We start from the raw sequence: 17,564 nt of genomic DNA, 5'->3' as shown, positions 1-17,564 counted from the left end.
CGGCGTTCGCCGCCGGCCCGAGACGGATATTACTTGAAGAACTCGCCCGCCTGTTCCGGCGTCACGGTTGCCGTAACGGACCAGTAGCCGGGTTTGCCTTCTGCAGTCTTGATGTTGTCGGCAAGATTGTCGTTGCTGACGAAGGGGATCGGAATGTAGATGGCGTTGCCATAGGTGCCGCCAAAAATGCCGTCCTTGAATTCCTTGCCCTGCAGCTTCAGGACAGCAACGTTGAGCGCGCTGGCCATGACGCCGGGAGGATTGACCGAAGCGCCGGAATTGAACTTTTCCTTTTCCCAACGGGTCATGAAGTCCTTGCGGATTTCACCGGTTGCGGCAATGTCCTTGGTCTTGCCGGCGGCTTCGATGGCGCGCCATGCACCATCCGCCATGCCGTCCTGAACCCAGACGCCGCTAATATCGGGATAGGTTGCAAGCAGGTTCTGCATGGCCTGCTGGCCCTGCGCCTGATCCCAGCTCGCATTGGCTTCGTTCAGCACCTTGATGTCAGGATATTTCTTGAACACTTCCCGGTAACCGGCGACGCGGGCTTCGTTGGCGGGGTTGCCGGCGATGCCGTTGATGGCGACGACGCTTCCCTTGCCCTTCAGCGCATCCGCAAGCCATTGTGCGGACTGGGCCGCCCATGCCTTCTGGTCGATGCCGACATAGATCGCATCCTTGGAAGACACTTCCGCATCGGTGGCGATGACGAGAATGTTGCGCGCCTTGGCCTGCGCGAAGATCGGGTCGAAGGCCGTCGGGCTGCCGGGATTGATGAGGATCGCATCAACGCCCTGGTTCATGAAGTTACGGATGTGACCGATCTGCCCCTGCACATCGACATTGCCGCTCTGAACGACGACTTCGACCTTGACGCCCTTTTCGCCCCACGCTTTTGCGGCAGCCTGAGCCTCTTCGATCATCTGCGTGCGCCATTCGCTGCCGACGAAGGAATTGGAAAGACCGATCTTGAAGCTCTGCTCCTGGGCGTGCGCGGACGTGCCGGCCGCCAGCACCAAAGCGGCGGCAGCCATCAAATGTCTAAACATGAAATTTGCTCCTCCAAGCACGGTTTTCAACTGATGAAACCGTTTACATCGGCAAATGTAACCGGTTTCATAATTGAGTCAATCCCGAGAATGATTTTTATTGCGGCGTACGGAAAGAAGGAAAATGACGGCTGGCAGCGTTCGAAAACCCATATGGAAGAGCGGGATAACCACGCGAGAACGGTCGTGTCATCGGGTTTTCGAGAGGCATATAAGCGTTTCCGGTCGGGCAGATTTTCACTCGGCTGTGGACAAGCGGGGAATTCCCACATCAAATCGCCGCTCGAGACCAGTCAGGAGGTGGCATGAAAGATGCTGCTCCCAGCATTGAGAGAACGGATTTCTGAGATGCAGATAATCGTGGGACAGTCACGTTTTGCGCCATTTGGCTTATCTTTCCCGGGTTTTGACGAACTCAAGGAAGGAGTGCAAAACGTGACTGCCCGTTATGATTATCACATCGGCGTGGATTACCACAAAAGCTACAGCCACCTGGTCGTGCAGGATTCTGCCGGGAAGACGTTACGATCCGGGCGGGTGAAAAACGACCGGCAAGCGCTGGGTTCGTTTCTGGAGCGATATCGGAACAATAGCCATGCTGTGATGGAAGCTACCCGCAACTGGATGGTGATGTACGACTGGCTCGACGACATTTGTGAAGATGTCGTTCTCGCCCACCCGTTGAAGGTCAAGGCGATCGCCGACGCCAGGATCAAGACCGACAAGATCGACGCGACGGTGTTGGCACATCTGCTCAGAGCCGATCTGGTGCCGCAAGCCTGGGCTCCTGGAGACAGGGTGCGGGAGTTGCGCCTCGCCCTTCGGGAGCGGATGTTCTATGTGCGGCTGCGCACGATGACCAGGAACCGGGTCGTAACCGTGTTTGACCGCTACCCGGAGCAGACGGCACAGTTGAAGAAGCTGGGCGATCTGTTCGGCAAGACAGGGCGCCAACAACTGGTTGGGCTGAATGTGTCGGAGATCGATCGCATCCAGATCGATCGTGGACTTGAGTTCATCGGCGACATCAATGAGCGGATCAAACAGTCTGAAGCGACGATCCGGGCGATGACGAAGACCAATGGCAATGTGAAGCTTTTGAAGACCATCCCCGGTATCGGGGAGTTCTTCGCCAGGCTGATCGACGCCGAGATCGACGACATCAGCCGCTTCCGCAATCCGAAGAAGCTGGCCGCCTATGCCGGACTTGTGCCCTCGACTTATTCGTCGGGCGGCAAGACTTACCACGGCAAGATCATCAGGCAGGGCAACAAGTGGTTGCGCTGGGCTTTTGTCGAGGCCGTTCAGCCGGCCATCGCGACAGACCCACAGCTGCGCGCCCAGTACGAACATCTGAAGTTCAGAGGAGTGAACAAGGCGCGCGTCGCGATCGCGCGCAAGCTTTTGGCGATCACCTTCCAGATCCTGCGTGACCAGCGCCCGTACGAGAGGCGCAGCGACAACAGTGTGGAAGGTTCATCGTCGACGAAATCCCGGCTGTCCTGATGGTGTTCTAGCGAGCCCGGCAGGTCTGGGCTGCGCTCTTTCAGGAGAATGGGAAGCCGGGAACCGAACGCCACTCTGTGACCGAAGCCGACAAGCAGGCCGGCGTTAGGGTCACGAATTGGAGAATGGTTCAGCACCGCAGGACGGCATAGGCCCCGTCCTGCGAACGAAGAAGATTTAGCCGATCGGCAGAAATGCCGGTCTCAACACCACCGAACCCAAGGAAATGCCACGCAAACCTTGCGTTTTGCCCCTTGAGTTCTTTCATTGGAGAACAACCATGGAAATATTGCGCGCGGGAACACGAGCGTCCGGCAAAGGCCCGGATGCCTGGTTCACCGGTTCGGTCCGTATCGATCCGCTCTTCAACCCCTTCGATGCCGAACGGGTGCAGGGTGCTCAGGTGACTTTCGAACCCGGCGCCCGCACCGCCTGGCACACCCATCCTCTCGGCCAGACCCTGATCGTGGTATCCGGCCTTGGCCGCGCACAGCGTGAGGGTGGGCCGGTGGAGGAGATTCGCCCCGGTGATATCGTCTGGTTTGCACCGGGTGAACGGCACTGGCACGGCGCCGCACCTGATGTGGCGATGACCCACATCGCGCTTCAGGAGGTCAAGGACGGCAAGGTGGTGGACTGGCTGGAACATGTGACGGACGAGCAATACGCCGCATGACGCTACTCCGCCGATCCGGTGGATGAATGACCCGTAGCAGCGTGCGGAGCGCCAGCAAAATCCGACGCGCCTGCGAGCCCCGCGGCGTTAGAGAAGCTGTCGCCGGAGCAAGGCCTCCAGCCACTCCGCAAAGACCTGCAACCGCCGCGACAGATGCTGGCGATGCGGATAAAGCAGCGTCATCGGCATCGGTTCGGCCCGATAGGCCGGCATCACCTCGATGAGTTCGCCGTTCTCCAGATGCGGCCTCACATCGTAGGCAGGTATCTGGATCAAGCCGAGACCGGCGAGACAGCAGGCGATATAGGCCTCGGCATTGTTGACGGTGACCCGGCCGCGCATGGAAAACGAATGCAGCGCCTCGCCTTCCACCCACTCCCAGTTTTCCACCCGCCCGCTGGAGGGCGACGCATAGTTGACCGCCCAATGGCGGGAGAGATCATGGGGCGTTTTCGGCGTTCCATAACGCGCGAGATAAGCGGGGCTTGCGACATTGATCAACGGCAGCTTGCCGATCGGCCGTGCGATCAGGCCGGAATCGCTGAGCGGGCCAACCCGCAGCACGCAATCGATATTATCCTCCACCAGATCGACGGCGCGGTCGGTAACGCCGAGACTGATGTCGATCTGCGGATAAAGATCGAGAAATTCCGGTAGCGCCGGCGCGATCACCAGTCGACCGATCCGGCCCGGCACGTTTATCCGCAACCGGCCAGAAGGCTGCGCCGCCGTTTGCCGGAAGAGATTTTCAGCATCTTCGACATCGGCGATCAGCCGCTGGCAGCGCTCGTAAAGAGCCGAACCATCCTCCGTCGGCGAGACCTTGCGCGTGGTACGGTTGAGCAGACGTGCACCAACACGTCCTTCCAGTTCCTGTACGGCTGCCGAAACCGATGAGCGTGGAATGCCGAGCGTATCGGCGGCCCGCGTGAAGCTTGCGCAATCGACAACACGCGTGAAGATGCGGAACAGGTCGATACGGTCCAACCGAAAACACCCTATTGTGCGGATTTTCTGACATGTCATATCAGAATGAGCGCCTTTATCACAAAATGCTAGACGATATCCTGCTGCAAAGAAAGCGGTCACCAGCGTGGCCGAGCACGGCAAAAGGAGGCCGACCCATGACAGACCATACTCTCAAGGGCAAAACCGTCATCATCGCTGGCGGCGCAAAAAATCTCGGTGGCTTGATTGCCCGCGATTTTGCCGGCCAGGGCGTCCGCGCCATCGCCATCCACTACAACAGCGCCGCAACCAGGGCCGATGCCGACGCAACCGTGGCCGCCGTGAAGGCGGCCGGCACCGAGGCCGTCGCCCTTCAGGCCGATCTCACCACGGCAGGTGCGGTTGAAAAGCTGTTTGCCGATACCGTCGCCGCCATCGGCCGCCCGGATATCGCCATCAATACCGTTGGCAAGGTGCTGAAAAAACCGATCCTCGACACATCGGAAGCCGAATATGACGAAATGACTGCCGTCAACACCAAGTCGGCCTTCTTCTTCCTGCAGCAGGCGGGTCGTCATGTCAGCGACAACGGCAAGATCTGCACGCTCGTGACCTCGCTCCTGGGCGCTTTCACACCGTTTTACGCCAGCTATGCCGGCACCAAGGCGCCGGTGGAACATTTTACCCGCGCTGCGGCCAAGGAGTTTGGTGAACGGGGCATCTCGGTGACGGCAATCGGTCCCGGACCGATGGACACGCCGTTCTTCTACGGCCAGGAAACGCCGGAGGCGCAGGCCTATCACAAGAGCGCCGCCGCTCTTTCCAGCTTCTCGAAAACCGGTCTCACCGACATCGAGGACATCGTTCCCTATATCCGCTTCCTTGTCACCGACGGCTGGTGGATGACGGGCCAGACCATTCTCGTCAATGGCGGTTACACCACAAAATAGTCGCCGCCGGATCACGCCGGCGGCTTGATACCGCCCGGCATGAGACTGGTCCTGGAACCCCGATGCCAAAAAAACACCAAACACCATCTGGCCTGGAATACACGCACCGGTGTAAAACCCCGTCATCCTGTTGATGGAAACCGGGGGCATCGGATGAATTCAGGGCGTCGTGGAGTTCTCGCATTTCTGGGCGGCCTTGTGCTGGCAAGGCCGTCTCTCAGCGCAGCATCGAGCAAGCCAGCAGCCTTTGCCGCATCCCGCTCCAGTTACAAGCCAAGGCATATCCTCTGCTTTCTCGGCGCGGAAAATGGGCTGGAAGCGCTCCAGAAGAGCGCCAGCGCCGCCATCAATGATTTTGCGCCGGATTTCAGCCTGGATGACGATTATTCACAGGATGAGCCGGACGACCGAATGGAGCGCTCGTTCAATGTCTGCTGGGATCGCGTCGACCCCGACGCCTACCAGCCGGAGGATGAAGAAGCCGTCGCCGGGCATGGCTCGGTGCTTTACGTGCTCAGCCCGCCCATGGATGCCGAAACAGCCGTGAAGACATCCGCAAATGCCCTCAGATTCGTACAGCACATGCTCGATCACGGCGCTGTCGCCGTGAAGGGTGAAAGTGCGGGCGTCGCCCATGGGGCAAGACGCTGGAAGCAGCTCTTCGAGCAGTCGCGTGGCGAGGCGGCCGCCGATGACGGGATGGCGCTTGCCAGAACCTGCCGCCTGGCTTTCGCACGCCGCCCCATAGGAGACGATGCCGAAGGAATGACGAGCGTCGGGTTTCACCTGATCGGCTTGCCCGATGTGCAGGTCCGCTTCATCAAAAAAGACGAAGGTCAGCCATCGACGAACGCCGAACAGTTAAAGATCGCCGCGTTGATGGATGATGTTGCCGAGCAAATGTCGCGTGAAGGCGTTGAAGCGGCCGTGAAGGGCCGTCACGCCACCCTCGCCGACGACGACCGGTATGAGGAAGACGAATATAAGTTCAATCCTTTCGGCGTCGTCAGCATTGACGGCTACAAGCTTTAACGCCCCCCGCGCAGCGGCCTTATGCGGCGGGGGCAGGATCGCTCTCGCCGGCCACCAGAAGCATGGGCCATACGCAATGGCGGGCCTGATCGGGGTAAAAGGGCGCGTAGGCCGGCATGGTCGATAGTAGCGTCTGGGCGACCGTCACGCCGAGATCATGCAGGGACATGCGGAAACTGGTGAGGCGGGGTTCCAGAAACTGACCGCGCGGACCATCGCGGAAGCCGATGACGGCGAGATCGCGCCCCGGTCTCAGGCCCGCTTCCGCGAGCCGGCGATAAAGACCAACCGCCATCAATTCGTAAATCAGCACGATCGCCGTTGGCCGGGGCCGCATCTGCAGCCATTCGCTGGCGGCGTGATAACCGCCCTGCTCGCTTGATTTCGCCCGGATGACCAGAGAAGAATCGTAGGCGATGCCATTGTCTTCCAGCGCGCGCCTGTATGCCTCCAGAAAAACGTAACCGAGATTGATGTCGCTGTCGGGCACGGCAACCGCGATCGAGCGGTGCCCGGCAGCGGCAAGGCGGTTCACGGCGTTTCTCGCAACTCCCTCGAAATCGAGGTCGATCCAGGCGTGACTGTCGCTGGAAGCGGTGCGTCCGAGCGACACGAAAGGCAGGCGGGTCTGCTTCAGGAAATCCACACGTTTGTCAGTCCGCCGGGTCGCGGAAATGATCATCGCATCCACCATGCGGCGCGCCACCATGCGCTTCAAATATTCATCCGGATCCTCTTCCCCCGGACAAGGGAGAACGATGAGATCGAGATTATGTCCGGAAAACACGCTTTGCAGACCATCCGTCACGCCCAGAAAGAAGTTGTCGGAGTTTTCAACAGTCTGCGCGTCGCTGCCGGTCATCAGGCCGATGACATTGGTGGTTCCCTGCCGCAGGCTGCGGCCGGACTGGTTGGCGACATAACCCAGCTTTTCCGCCGCTTCGAGAACACGCCGCCGCGTCTCTTCGTTCACATCCGGCTTGCCGTTCAGGGCACGGGAAACAGTGCCTATCGATATCTCGAGATAATCGGCAAGCTGACGAATTCCTTTCATGCACTCCCCTCCCAGGCCCGGCGCGCAATCGGTGCGCCCCTTAACGGTCTTGACATATCTAACATCATTGGCATAGTCTCGTAAACGTTTACGACGCTCTGCGCAAAGAGGAGTTTGCCAAGAGCCCGGGGAGATGAGATGACTTTTAGTGCCGTTTTATGCGGGTGCGGAGCCATGGCCAAAGGCTGGTTGCGCGCCATTCAATCAACGCCGGAAATCGCCAGTGCGATCAAGATCGCCGGTCTGGTGGATCTGAACGAGAACACGGCCCGCGCGCTGGCCGAAGAATTCGCCCTCACCGACGCGGTCATCGGCACGGATCTCCGCAGGGTTCTCGCTGAAACCAAGGCCGACATCCTTTTTGATATCGTCATCCCGCAGGCGCGTTTCGCCGTGGTTGAGGCCGGTCTAGAGGCCGGGTGCCATGTGCTCAGCGAAAAGCCGCTTGCCGCCTCGATGGAGGAAGCCGCAACGCTGGTGGAACTGGCGAAGAAATCAGGCAAAATTCATGCTGTGGTGCAAAACCGGCGGTTTGTGGCCGGTATCCGGCGGCTGCGCCGCGCGCTGGAAGACGGCGTTATCGGCGATCTGACGGCCATCCATTGCGATTTCTTCCTTGGGCCGCATTTTGGCGGCTTCCGCGAGGAAATGAAGAACGTCCTGCTTCTCGACATGGCGATCCACACCTTCGATGCGGCCCGTTTCGTCGCCAATGAAAAACCCCTCTCCGTCTTTTGCGTGGAGAAGAACCCGGCCGGTTCCTGGTATGCCCATGGGGCAAGCGCCAACGCCATTTTCGAGTTTTCCAACGATGTCGTCTTCACCTATCGCGGCTCGTGGTGCGCCGAAGGCGAGCGGACCAGCTGGGAAGCGCGCTGGCGGCTGATCGGCTCCAAGGGCATGATCCTGTGGGACGGGGAAGACAATTTCTCCGCCTCGGTGGCCGGCGACGAACAGGGGCTTCTGCGTGGCTTTAAGACCGTAAACGTTTCCGAAGCCGTTTCCGAGAAGGACACGCGCGGCCATGCCAGCGTCATTCTCTCGTTCCTCGAATCCATCCGCACCGGCCAGATGCCGGAGACAGCCTCCTTCGACAACATCCACAGCCTTGCCATGGTGATCGGCGCGATTGAAAGCGCCCGCCTCGGCCAGCGTGTTTCAATTGCAGCATAAGGACTGAAAGACGTGAGCAATCCGGCAACATCCATCCGCATCGGCACCATGGTCAGCGCCACCAAGGGCCAGGCGGCCGAACGTATCGGCCAGATCGCCGATCTCGGCTTTGAAAGCTTCGAGCCGTTCTTCTGGCAGACCACCAACGGTCAGGACCTTGCCGAGCTCGGCAAGCGCTGCCTTGACGCGATCGGCGAGCGCGACATCACCATCAGCACGCTCGGCATGTTCGGCAATCCGCTGGAAGAAACCGAGATCGACCTTGAGACATTGCAGGGCTGGAAAGACTGCATCGACAATGCCCACCATTTCGGCGCGACCTGCGTTGCGGGTTTCACCGGCCGGCTTCGCGGCAAACCGCTGCCGGAAAGCCTTCCCCGATATAAGGAAATCTGGAGCGAGCTTGCAAAACGCGCCGCCGACAAGGGCGTGAAGATCGCCTTTGAAAACTGCGCCATGGATGGCAACTGGCAGACCGGCGACTGGAACATCGCGCACAACCCTGATGCCTGGGAACTGATGTTCAACGAAACGCCGGATGACCATATCGGCATCGAATGGGAACCCTGCCATCAGATGGTCTATCTGATCGACCCGCTGCCGCAAATCCGAAAATGGGCGGACAAGATTTTCCACGTGCACGGCAAGGACGCGACCATCCGCTGGGACGTCATTCGCGAGCACGGCATTTTCGGCAAGGAAAAATTCGTCTTCATGCGCACGCCGGGCTTCGGCGACAGCAACTGGACGGACATTATTTCCGAACTGCGCCTCGCTGGCTGGTCCGGCTCCATCGACATCGAAGGCTGGCATGACCCGGTCTACCGCGATGCGCTGGAAATGACGGGCCAGGTGCATGGCCTGAACTATCTGAAAAAATGCCGCGGCGGCGATTTCGTCGTCGACCCGACATAACGGAAACCTTTTGGGAGAAGGTTTCCGAGAATTGCAGAGACGATAACCAAGAGGAGGAGATTATGGGTATCGCGAAATGCATGATGGCCGGCGCAATTTTGCTGGCGGGCGTATCCGCCGGCACCATTGCCGCGCAGGCAGAAGATGTGACGTTGACCCTCTGGTCGCTGGATCGAGATATCCAGCCCGCGCCGAACCTCATCAAAGAGTTCAACGCGCTCAATAACGGCATCAAGATCGAATACCGGCAATTGCAGTTCGATGATGTGGTGAGCGAATCCATGCGCGCCTATTCGACCGGCAATGCGCCCGACATCATCGCCATCGACAACCCCAACCATGCCATGTTCGCCGCACGCGGGGCCTTTCTCGATGTAACCGACATGATCGCCAAGTCTGAAGTCATCAAGACGGAGAATTATTTTCCGGGGCCGCTGAAATCGGTAATGTGGGACGGCAAATATTTCGGCGTACCGAAGGCCACGAACACGATTGCGCTTTATTATAACAAGGACCTGTTCAAGGCGGCGGGGCTCGACGCGGCAAAACCGCCGCAGACCTGGGATGAGCTGGTGGACGCAGCCCGCAAGCTGACCAATCCCTCGAAGAACGTCTATGGCATCAGTTTCAGCGCCAAGGCGAATGAAGAAGGTACGTTCCAGTTCCTGCCCTGGGCGCAGATGGCAGGCGCGACCTACAAGCACATCAATACCGAGGGCGCGGTAAAAGCGCTCGAAACCTGGAAGCTGATGCTGGATGAAAAGCTCGCGTCGCCGGATACGCTGACGCGCAGCCAGTGGGACTCCACCGCCACCTTCAACGCCGGCAATGCCGCCATGGTCATTTCCGGCCCATGGGAAATCGACCGCATGCTGAAGGACGCCAAGTTCGACTGGGGCGTGGCTCTGCTGCCGGTGCCCACACCCGACGCCCCACGGTCTTCGGCCATGGGCGACTATAACTGGGCGATATTCTCCAAGACCAAACATCCGGAAGAGGCCTTCAAGGCAATCGAATTCTTCGCCTCGAAGGACAAGGACATGTTCAAGAACTTCGGCCAATTGCCGGCGCGTTCGGATATTCCGGTTCCGCCCACCGGCAATGCGTTGAAAGATGAGGCGCTGAAGACCTTCGTGGAACAGCTGAAATATGCGCAGCCGCGTGGTCCCTCACCCGAATGGCCGAAGATTTCCAAGGCCATTCAGGACGCCATCCAGGGTGCACTTTCGGGTCAGATGACGCCGAAGGCTGCGCTTGATCAGGCCGCTGAAAAGATAAAGCTGGTCGAAGGCTGATCCGGGCAGGCGGCCGGGGTTTCTCCGGCCTCCACCCAAGGGTTCCTCCCGGTGGGGCTGCCTGTCGCGACAAGCGGCGGCGGCCCCGACTGGAGCTTGTGAGGATGTTTCATGAAAAAACTGTTTTCCAGCGTCAGTGACGGTCGCGGTTTCGACATCGTCCTTGTCGCCTTTCCTTTGGGCTTCCTGTTCGTCATGGCCGGGCTGCCGCTCATCTACAATATTGTCATGAGCTTTCAGGAAGTCGACATGTTCAGTCTGGGCACCTTCGTGCGCCCCTTCGTCGGCTTCAAGAATTATATCGACCTGTTCCGGCAACCGGAAACATTGCCGATCCTTTTCAACACCGTCACCTTTGTCGTGGCCTCGATTGCCGGGCAGTTCGCGATCGGCTTTGGCCTGGCGCTGTTCTTCTGGGTAAATTTCCCCGGCGCCACCTGGCTGCGCGGCCTGTTCCTCGTCTCCTGGGTCATGCCCGGCCTCGTCGTCGGCGCGATCTGGAACTGGATTCTCTCGGGCGATTTCGGCGTCTTGAATTTCTTCCTGCGGGAAAGCGGCCTGATATCGGGCAATATCTTCTGGCGCTCGGATGCGAATTTTTCGCTCTGGGCCGTCGTCATCGCCAATATCTGGCTCGGCACCTCCTTCAACATGATCCTGCTGTCAGTCGGCCTCGCCTCCATTCCCGGCGACCTCTACGAAGCCGCGGAACTGGATGGAGCCAATGCCTGGCAGCGCTTCTACACCATCACCCTGCCGATGATGCGTTCGACCATCGGCGCGATCGTCTCGCTCGGCCTGATCTTCACGCTGCAGCAGTTCGATCTTTTCGCCGCGATTACCGATGGCGGACCGAACAACAGCTCCAACGTGGCGCAATACTGGGCCTGGGACCTGTCCTTCCGGCAATATGATTTCGGCAAGGGCGCAACGATATCAGTCATCATGATCGTTTTCGTCATGCTGGCCTCCATCGTCTACGTGCGCTCGACACGGCATGAGGTGCGCGGATGAGCATCACCAACCGCAATCGCCTGATGCTGGCAATCGCCATCATTCTCGCCATCATTTACCTCTTCCCGCTCTACTGGATGTATCTGACTTCGCTCAAAAGCGGCTCGGAGATGTTCGCCAATCCGCCGTCCTTCTGGCCCAGCGATCCGCAATGGCAGACCTATGCCTATGTCTGGAACAGCCGCAACATGGGTCGCTACCTGTGGAATTCGGTGCTGATCGCTTCCAGCGCAGTGCTGCTAATCACCGTTCTCGGCGTCGGCTGCGCCTATGTTCTGGCGCGGTATCGCAATGTCTGGGTGGATATCGGCCTGTTCCTTATCCTCATGCTGCAGGTTCTGCCGGCATCGCTGATGATCACGCCAATCTTCGTCGGTTTCTCGCAATTCGGATTGCTGGATTATCCGCGGCTATCGGTCATCCTCGCCATTGCGGCGAAAAGCATGCCCTTCTTCGTCGTACTGGTACGCGCCACTTTCATGGCCGTGCCGCAGGAGCTGGAAGAGGCGGCGCTGGTGGATGGCAATTCCCGGGTCGGGGCCTTCTTCAACATCGTGCTGCCGCTGGCCAGAAACGGCATCCTCGTCAGCGCCATCCTCATCTTCATGCAGGCCTTCGGTGAGTTCGTCTATTCGAAATCCATCATCCAGGCAGCCGAATTGCAGCCGGCCAGCGTCGGCCTCAACTCCTTCATGGGCCCCAACACCAGCGAATGGAACAACATCATGGCCTATGCGACCATGTATGTGACGCCCATTCTCGCCCTCTTCATTCTCTTGCAGCGCCGCATCGTATCCGGCCTGACCTCGGGAGCGCTCAAATGACCCTTCAGATCGAACTATCAGGCGTCAACAAATATTACGGCGCCTTCCATGCGCTGAAGAACATCAACCTTTCCATCAAGAAGGGCACCTTCGTGGCACTTGTCGGCCCATCCGGCTGCGGCAAGTCTACCCTTCTGCGCTCACTCGCGGGCCTGGAGACCATATCGGCCGGCGACATGCGCATTGCCGGCACCCTCATGAACGGCGTGCCGCCACGCAAGCGCGATGTGGCCATGGTGTTCCAGTCCTATGCGCTCTACCCGCATATGACTGTCGAAGAAAACCTCACCTATTCGCTACGCATGCGTGGCGTGGCCAAGGCCGAGGCCCGCAAGGCGGCGGAAGAGGTTGCGGCCACGACCGGACTCTCCAAGCTGATGAAGCGTTATCCCCGCGAACTCTCCGGCGGCCAGCGCCAGCGTGTGGCCATGAGCCGGGCGATCATCCGCAATCCGCAGGCCTTCCTGTTCGATGAACCGCTCTCCAACCTCGATGCGGCCCTGCGCGTCCACATGCGCAAGGAAATCCGCGCCCTTCACGATCGCCTGCACGCAACTTCAGTCTACGTCACCCACGACCAGATCGAGGCGATGACCATGGCCGATCATGTCGTCGTCATGCGTGACGGCGTCATCGAACAGCAGGGCACGCCGCTGGAACTTTACGACCGCCCGGTCAATCGTTTCGTTGCGGGTTTCATCGGCTCACCGGCCATGAATTTCATTCCGGCGACCGTCAGTCCGGACGGCGCTTCGCTTCTGCTGCAGTTCGGCGAAGGTGATCCACAGCAGCCGATCAGGGCGCCGGCCGCCCTGCCGTCGGGAAAACATGTCATTGTCGGCATCAGGCCTGAACATATCCGCCCGGTGGCGGCAGAGGGGGCGGCATTGACGCTGCCTGTTTCCGCCGTGGAAACAACCGGTTCGGCCACCTTCCTCACGCTTGGCGGCTCCACCGAACTGGTTATCGCGGTACAGGGACGCAGCGCAGTCAAGGCTGGCGAAGCCATTGGCCTCGATATCAACCCGGCCGATATGCACCTCTTCGACGAGGCAACGAGCATTGGCCTTGCGAGACAATAATCCATATCCGTAGAAGGGCTATGCTCGCGGGCCGCATGACGGCCCGCTGTCCTTGCCGGGGCACCAAACCTGTTCTTACCCGGTCCTGCTCTTGCCGTGAGTGGTTTCAGCGCGATTTGAAGATATCGAACAAGCTACGGCGCGCTGTCGCGGAGGTGGCGGTAGCCCGACCAGCCTCGCGGGAGGCGATTGCCGGCGCAGCGGGCCCTTCTATATCCACCCAGCGACCCGCGTGATCGGTGGATTGGCGTTTCAGATAGGTATAGGCCGTTTCGTCCCAGCGCAAAACTTTCGCCTTCATATTGTCGAGAATGAAATCTCCCCGATCGGTTCTGACTGTCAGGATGGCGTGGCCCTCTCCCCGTTCGTCTCGCACCACTGTTATCAGGAGATTTGAAACAGCAAAACCGGACTGCATCAGGCGCCTGCGCTTCTCCAGCGCAAGGTCTTCACAGTCGCCCGCACCCTTGTAGGGATATTCCCAATAATCTTCATAACCCCAAACCTCCATGTCGGTGCGCTGGTCGATCTCGACGTTAACGGCATTGTTCACCGAAACAATCGTTGCCCATGCATCGGGGGTGAGGGTGAGAGGCGGCATGGCCGTCACCGGCTGACATTCAACCGGATGCCGCTGGCAGAAATCATAGTGGCCGACAGGCTGCGACGTGATCTTGCCAGTCTGCATGAAAGGAGACGCCTGAACCGGCGCAGCCAGGCAGGTCGCAATCAGAATGAAACAGGCTTGCAGCAATTTGATGGAAAGGGTCATGGTCGTCTCCTGACGACAGACCTATCGGCGGCGATTTGCGTTCACATGAAACAAAAAGCTCGATTTTTAACGAACCGGGGATTTCGGTTTCGATCGTGCGGGACGTCGATCAGAACGCGCATCAAACGGCTCCCAACGGTAATGTGAGCGATGCGAACTTGTCAGCTATGGCCGGCCTGCCTATGAAGGAGCCGTCGCCGCGATAACAATCCACACTACAAAGAACGCTGCATGAGCCTGTTTGCGAAGACAACCCGCGCAGCCGCCGTCATCCTGACGCTGGCCTCCCTTCCTTCCTACGCGCTGGCGCAACAGGTGACCGTCGTTCCTCCCGGAAACCGCTCCGCCGAGCAGCCGGAAATACCCAGAGCCTCAGCGATCCGCACCAGGGCCTCGTACACGACATACGACGAAAAGTTCCGCAAGACGGTCGATCTTTTAAACAGCGAGCCCGCCCTTCTCGGCAAGATCAAGAAGGCCGCAGCGGCCTATGGCATAGACCCTGTCCACATCGTCGGGGAACATACGTTCAACGTCTCGGCCGTGGATCGCCTGCAGACCTACTACATCAAGGCCATTTCCTACGCCGAACTCGATATAAAGTTCAGCTATGACGGCGTTTCCCTGAAGACATTTCTCCAGCGGCCGGAATTCCGGTCCTGCGAAACGCTTGCCATCACGTCAGAACAATGGAGCTGCCGCGATACCGTCTGGGACGAAAGTTTCCGCGGCAAGGTGGTGGATGGCGTGAGCTATGAGGCCATCTCCTTCCAGCGCGCTTTCTTCCAGCCCTTTTATGCCGGACAGACCTTCGGCCTTGGCCAGATCAGCCCGTTGACGGCCCTGCAGGTGACCGATCTCGTCAACAGGACGAGCGGCCTGCCGAAACTGTCGGCGGACAGGCCGAAAGATATCTACCGTGACGTCATGGATCCCGACCGCAGCATCATCTACATCGCCGCCATCCTCAGGGATTCCATCGATGCCTACAGGGAAAAAGGTTTCGACATTTCCGGCAATCCCGGCATCACTGCCACGCTTTACAATGTCGGCCAGCCAAGGCGTCGCGCCGAACGTCTGCGGACTGCCGTGGATGCGGGCGCAAAAAAACTGCTGCCGGTCGAAAACTATTATGGGTGGCTGATCAACGAGCGTCTCGACGTTCTGAAAAACATTCTCGACGGCAAGGCCATTGACCAGCGGACGACCTCTGATATCGGCGGGAAAAAGCAATAACGGCTTTTTATCGTCAAACAATCAGGCAATCGCCCAGATCGCACATCGCGCGCATTTCCCGGGAAATAATCACTTATTTACGCGCAAAGATTGCTAAAACGCATCGTCATGGCATCAAAAAATCGAAAATCGCTTTTCCAGCGGCCGGAAATTTGTTAGGTCGACCGGCACAAGAATTCACTGACAGTGGGATAAATCAACCCGATGCCTGACGAAGGCGACAGTACCGACAGTAGTCGACACCGAACGAGGCTGGCTCGCGCAATGCGAAGCCAGCCTCGGATTTTCTTGTTTTCCTCAACGCGACGACTTCCAGCCTCGGATGTTCCATCCGGGGCTTTGCGCGTTCGCACCCATTCCCATAAAGGCTCCTGAACATGGAATTCCTCGCAGATCCGAATATATGGATCGGCCTCGTCACCCTTATCGTTCTCGAAGTCGTCCTCGGCATCGACAATCTCGTTTTCATCGCGATCCTTGCCGACAAGCTGCCGCCGCGCCAGCGCCACAGGGCTCGAATCGTCGGTCTGTCGCTGGCGCTGATCATGCGCCTCCTGCTGCTGTTTTCCATCTCATGGATCGTCACGCTGACGCGGCCGCTTTTCACCGTCGCGGATTTTTCCTTCTCGGGGCGCGATCTCATCCTCATCCTTGGCGGCGCCTTCCTGCTCGCCAAGGGAACCATGGAGCTGCACGAACGGCTGGAAGGTGACCAGAAGCCGAAGCAGGGAAAAGTGGTGCATGCGGTCTTCTGGCAGGTCATCGTGCAGATCGTGGTGCTCGATGCGGTGTTCTCGCTCGACAGCGTCATCACCGCCGTCGGCATGGTCAATAATCTCTGGGTGATGATCACCGCTGTCTGCGTGGCCATGGCCGTGATGATGGCCGCATCCAGGCCGCTGATGGCCTTCGTGTCGAAACATCCGACCGTGGTCATTCTCTGCCTCGGTTTTCTCCTGATGATCGGCTTCAGCCTGATCGTCGAGGGTTTCGGCTTCCATCTGCCCAAGGGTTATCTTTATGCGGCCATCGGCTTTTCCGTGCTTATCGAGGCGGCGAACCAGCTCGGGAGGCGTAACCGTGAAAAGCGTATCACCGCCGGCGATATGCGCGAGCGCACCTCCGACGCCATTCTGCGGCTTCTGGGCGGCCGGGTCGGCGAACGGCCGTCCCTCGGTGAGACTGCCGATGTCATCGCCGCGCAGGCAGCGCAAAGCGATCTGTTCAAATCCGAGGAAAAGGACATGATCCGCGGTGTGCTCACGCTGGCCGAACGTCCCGTCGTCTCGATCATGACGCCACGAACGGAGATCGACTGGCTCGATGTCGACGCCGATCACGACACGCTGAGACACCGCCTGCTGGAACTCGACCATTCCCGATTGATGCTGGCACAGGGCAAGCTGGATTCATTCCTCGGTGTCGCCGCGACAAGGGATCTGCTGCGTGATCTTCTGCATGACGGAAAACTGAACCTTGAGCGCTCGCTGCGTGAGCCCCTAGTGGTGCATGAAAGCGCGACAGCGCTGCAGGTCATGGAACAGCTGCGAAAATCCCCCCTGCAGATGGCCGTCATCATCGATGAATATGGTACGTTGCAGGGCATAACGACGCCGACGGATATTCTCGAGGCGATTGCGGGCGAATTTCCGGATGAGGGCGAGGAATCACAGATTTCCGAACGGGCGGAGGATGGTTCCTGGCTGCTTGATGGCACTGTGGATGTCAGAAGGGTATCCTATCTCCTGGATATCGATCTGGTGGACGAGGCCGACCGCTACTCCACAATCGCAGGCTACATCCTCTGGCGCCTCAATCGACTGCCCGAGGTCGGCGAACGTATTGCCGGCGATGGGTTCGAGTTCGAGATCGTCTCCTGCTCCGACAGAAACATCGAGAAGCTCCGGGTGTGGAACGCCACCCTTTCCGATGGATGATCCCGGCGCGGGAGGTGGCCGGCAGGGCATCTCCCGCGCAAATGTTTGGATTGGAATAGGCGACGCCCTATGGCCTGTGATATCAGACCATGGTTCGC

At 59.1% G+C, this 17,564-nt stretch carries 16 protein-coding genes; 12 read left to right on the top strand and 4 right to left on the bottom strand.

All coding sequences use genetic code 11. From position 1 onward, the window contains the following. Nucleotides 1-29: 29 nt before the first annotated feature. Nucleotides 30-1,052, bottom strand: a complete 1,023-nt coding sequence (locus ASB65_RS13565) for a substrate-binding domain-containing protein (RefSeq protein WP_035212759.1) — start codon at nt 1,050-1,052, stop codon at nt 30-32. A gap of 435 nt (nt 1,053-1,487) precedes the next feature. Here ASB65_RS13565 and ASB65_RS13555 point away from each other — a divergent pair, with 435 nt between their 5' ends. Beyond that, complete coding sequence (locus ASB65_RS13555; RefSeq protein ID WP_060724287.1) at nt 1,488-2,558, top strand: IS110 family transposase; 1,071 nt, start codon at nt 1,488-1,490, stop codon at nt 2,556-2,558. Nucleotides 2,559-2,838: 280 nt separating this feature from the next. Beyond that, nucleotides 2,839-3,234, top strand: coding sequence for a cupin domain-containing protein (locus ASB65_RS13550; RefSeq protein WP_060724258.1), 396 nt, complete (start codon nt 2,839-2,841; stop codon nt 3,232-3,234). A gap of 87 nt (nt 3,235-3,321) precedes the next feature. Here ASB65_RS13550 and ASB65_RS13545 read toward each other — a convergent pair whose 3' ends face one another. Continuing rightward, on the bottom strand, nt 3,322-4,221 hold the full coding sequence (locus ASB65_RS13545) for a LysR family transcriptional regulator (RefSeq protein ID WP_060724257.1): 900 nt from the start codon (nt 4,219-4,221) through the stop codon (nt 3,322-3,324). Between the two features lie 137 nt (nt 4,222-4,358). Between ASB65_RS13545 and ASB65_RS13540 the strand changes: the two genes are divergently transcribed. Beyond that, complete coding sequence (locus ASB65_RS13540) at nt 4,359-5,132, top strand: SDR family oxidoreductase (RefSeq protein WP_060724256.1); 774 nt, start codon at nt 4,359-4,361, stop codon at nt 5,130-5,132. A 153-nt stretch (nt 5,133-5,285) separates the two neighbouring features. After that, entirely contained in the window at nt 5,286-6,164 is an 879-nt protein-coding gene (locus tag ASB65_RS13535) for a hypothetical protein (protein WP_060724255.1), read from the top strand. A 19-nt stretch (nt 6,165-6,183) separates the two neighbouring features. Here the strand turns inward: ASB65_RS13535 and ASB65_RS13530 are convergent, their stop codons facing one another. After that, complete coding sequence (locus tag ASB65_RS13530) at nt 6,184-7,218, bottom strand: LacI family DNA-binding transcriptional regulator (RefSeq protein WP_060724254.1); 1,035 nt, start codon at nt 7,216-7,218, stop codon at nt 6,184-6,186. Between the two features lie 138 nt (nt 7,219-7,356). Here ASB65_RS13530 and ASB65_RS13525 point away from each other — a divergent pair, with 138 nt between their 5' ends. The 6 genes from ASB65_RS13525 to ASB65_RS13500 all read left to right on the top strand — a co-directional run bounded on the left by ASB65_RS13525 (nt 7,357) and on the right by ASB65_RS13500 (nt 13,521). Further along, on the top strand, nt 7,357-8,391 hold the full coding sequence (locus tag ASB65_RS13525) for a Gfo/Idh/MocA family protein (protein ID WP_060724253.1): 1,035 nt from the start codon (nt 7,357-7,359) through the stop codon (nt 8,389-8,391). Between the two features lie 12 nt (nt 8,392-8,403). Beyond that, nucleotides 8,404-9,306 (top strand): sugar phosphate isomerase/epimerase family protein, encoded by a 903-nt coding sequence (locus ASB65_RS13520; protein ID WP_003504598.1) that lies wholly within the window; start codon nt 8,404-8,406, stop codon nt 9,304-9,306. Between the two features lie 62 nt (nt 9,307-9,368). Beyond that, nucleotides 9,369-10,601: an ABC transporter substrate-binding protein gene (locus tag ASB65_RS13515; RefSeq protein ID WP_060724252.1), complete on the top strand. Its 1,233-nt coding sequence runs from the start codon at nt 9,369-9,371 to the stop codon at nt 10,599-10,601. Nucleotides 10,602-10,712: 111 nt separating this feature from the next. Next, nucleotides 10,713-11,615, top strand: coding sequence for a carbohydrate ABC transporter permease (locus ASB65_RS13510; RefSeq protein ID WP_003504594.1), 903 nt, complete (start codon nt 10,713-10,715; stop codon nt 11,613-11,615). Beyond that, nucleotides 11,612-12,439 carry a carbohydrate ABC transporter permease gene (locus ASB65_RS13505; protein WP_060724251.1) on the top strand — a complete coding sequence of 276 codons (828 nt, stop codon included), beginning with the start codon at nt 11,612-11,614 and terminating at the stop codon, nt 12,437-12,439. The genes ASB65_RS13510 and ASB65_RS13505 overlap by 4 nt, the downstream gene beginning before the upstream one ends. Further along, nucleotides 12,436-13,521 (top strand): ABC transporter ATP-binding protein, encoded by a 1,086-nt coding sequence (locus tag ASB65_RS13500; RefSeq protein WP_060724250.1) that lies wholly within the window; start codon nt 12,436-12,438, stop codon nt 13,519-13,521. The genes ASB65_RS13505 and ASB65_RS13500 overlap by 4 nt, the downstream gene beginning before the upstream one ends. A gap of 106 nt (nt 13,522-13,627) precedes the next feature. Here the strand turns inward: ASB65_RS13500 and ASB65_RS13495 are convergent, their stop codons facing one another. Next, nucleotides 13,628-14,293 carry a transglutaminase-like cysteine peptidase gene (locus tag ASB65_RS13495; RefSeq protein WP_060724249.1) on the bottom strand — a complete coding sequence of 222 codons (666 nt, stop codon included), beginning with the start codon at nt 14,291-14,293 and terminating at the stop codon, nt 13,628-13,630. 231 nt (nt 14,294-14,524) lie between these two features. Between ASB65_RS13495 and ASB65_RS13490 the strand changes: the two genes are divergently transcribed. After that, a complete protein-coding gene (locus tag ASB65_RS13490) occupies nt 14,525-15,529 on the top strand; it encodes a DUF1402 family protein (protein ID WP_060724248.1) in 1,005 nt (334 codons plus the stop codon). Nucleotides 15,530-15,906: 377 nt separating this feature from the next. Continuing rightward, nucleotides 15,907-17,466 carry a TerC family protein gene (locus tag ASB65_RS13485; RefSeq protein ID WP_060724247.1) on the top strand — a complete coding sequence of 520 codons (1,560 nt, stop codon included), beginning with the start codon at nt 15,907-15,909 and terminating at the stop codon, nt 17,464-17,466. Nucleotides 17,467-17,564 lie beyond the last annotated feature (98 nt).

Source organism: Agrobacterium tumefaciens str. B6 (assembly GCF_001541315.1).
Taxonomy (GTDB): Bacteria; Pseudomonadota; Alphaproteobacteria; order Rhizobiales; family Rhizobiaceae; genus Agrobacterium; species Agrobacterium radiobacter.
Note: the sequence above shows the minus strand (reverse complement) of the source record. Positions and strands in the feature narration are given on the sequence as shown.

Coding starts and splice junctions, on each gene's coding strand:
- ASB65_RS13510 (WP_003504594.1), top strand. CDS start 10,713: ATGAAAAAACTGTTTTCCAGCGTCAGTGACGGTCGCGGTTTCGACATC.
- ASB65_RS13490 (WP_060724248.1), top strand. CDS start 14,525: ATGAGCCTGTTTGCGAAGACAACCCGCGCAGCCGCCGTCATCCTGACG.
- ASB65_RS13540 (WP_060724256.1), top strand. CDS start 4,359: ATGACAGACCATACTCTCAAGGGCAAAACCGTCATCATCGCTGGCGGC.
- ASB65_RS13525 (WP_060724253.1), top strand. CDS start 7,357: ATGACTTTTAGTGCCGTTTTATGCGGGTGCGGAGCCATGGCCAAAGGC.
- ASB65_RS13505 (WP_060724251.1), top strand. CDS start 11,612: ATGAGCATCACCAACCGCAATCGCCTGATGCTGGCAATCGCCATCATT.
- ASB65_RS13500 (WP_060724250.1), top strand. CDS start 12,436: ATGACCCTTCAGATCGAACTATCAGGCGTCAACAAATATTACGGCGCC.
- ASB65_RS13495 (WP_060724249.1), bottom strand. CDS start 14,293: ATGACCCTTTCCATCAAATTGCTGCAAGCCTGTTTCATTCTGATTGCG.
- ASB65_RS13515 (WP_060724252.1), top strand. CDS start 9,369: ATGGGTATCGCGAAATGCATGATGGCCGGCGCAATTTTGCTGGCGGGC.
- ASB65_RS13530 (WP_060724254.1), bottom strand. CDS start 7,218: ATGAAAGGAATTCGTCAGCTTGCCGATTATCTCGAGATATCGATAGGC.
- ASB65_RS13535 (WP_060724255.1), top strand. CDS start 5,286: ATGAATTCAGGGCGTCGTGGAGTTCTCGCATTTCTGGGCGGCCTTGTG.
- ASB65_RS13485 (WP_060724247.1), top strand. CDS start 15,907: ATGGAATTCCTCGCAGATCCGAATATATGGATCGGCCTCGTCACCCTT.
- ASB65_RS13565 (WP_035212759.1), bottom strand. CDS start 1,052: ATGTTTAGACATTTGATGGCTGCCGCCGCTTTGGTGCTGGCGGCCGGC.
- ASB65_RS13550 (WP_060724258.1), top strand. CDS start 2,839: ATGGAAATATTGCGCGCGGGAACACGAGCGTCCGGCAAAGGCCCGGAT.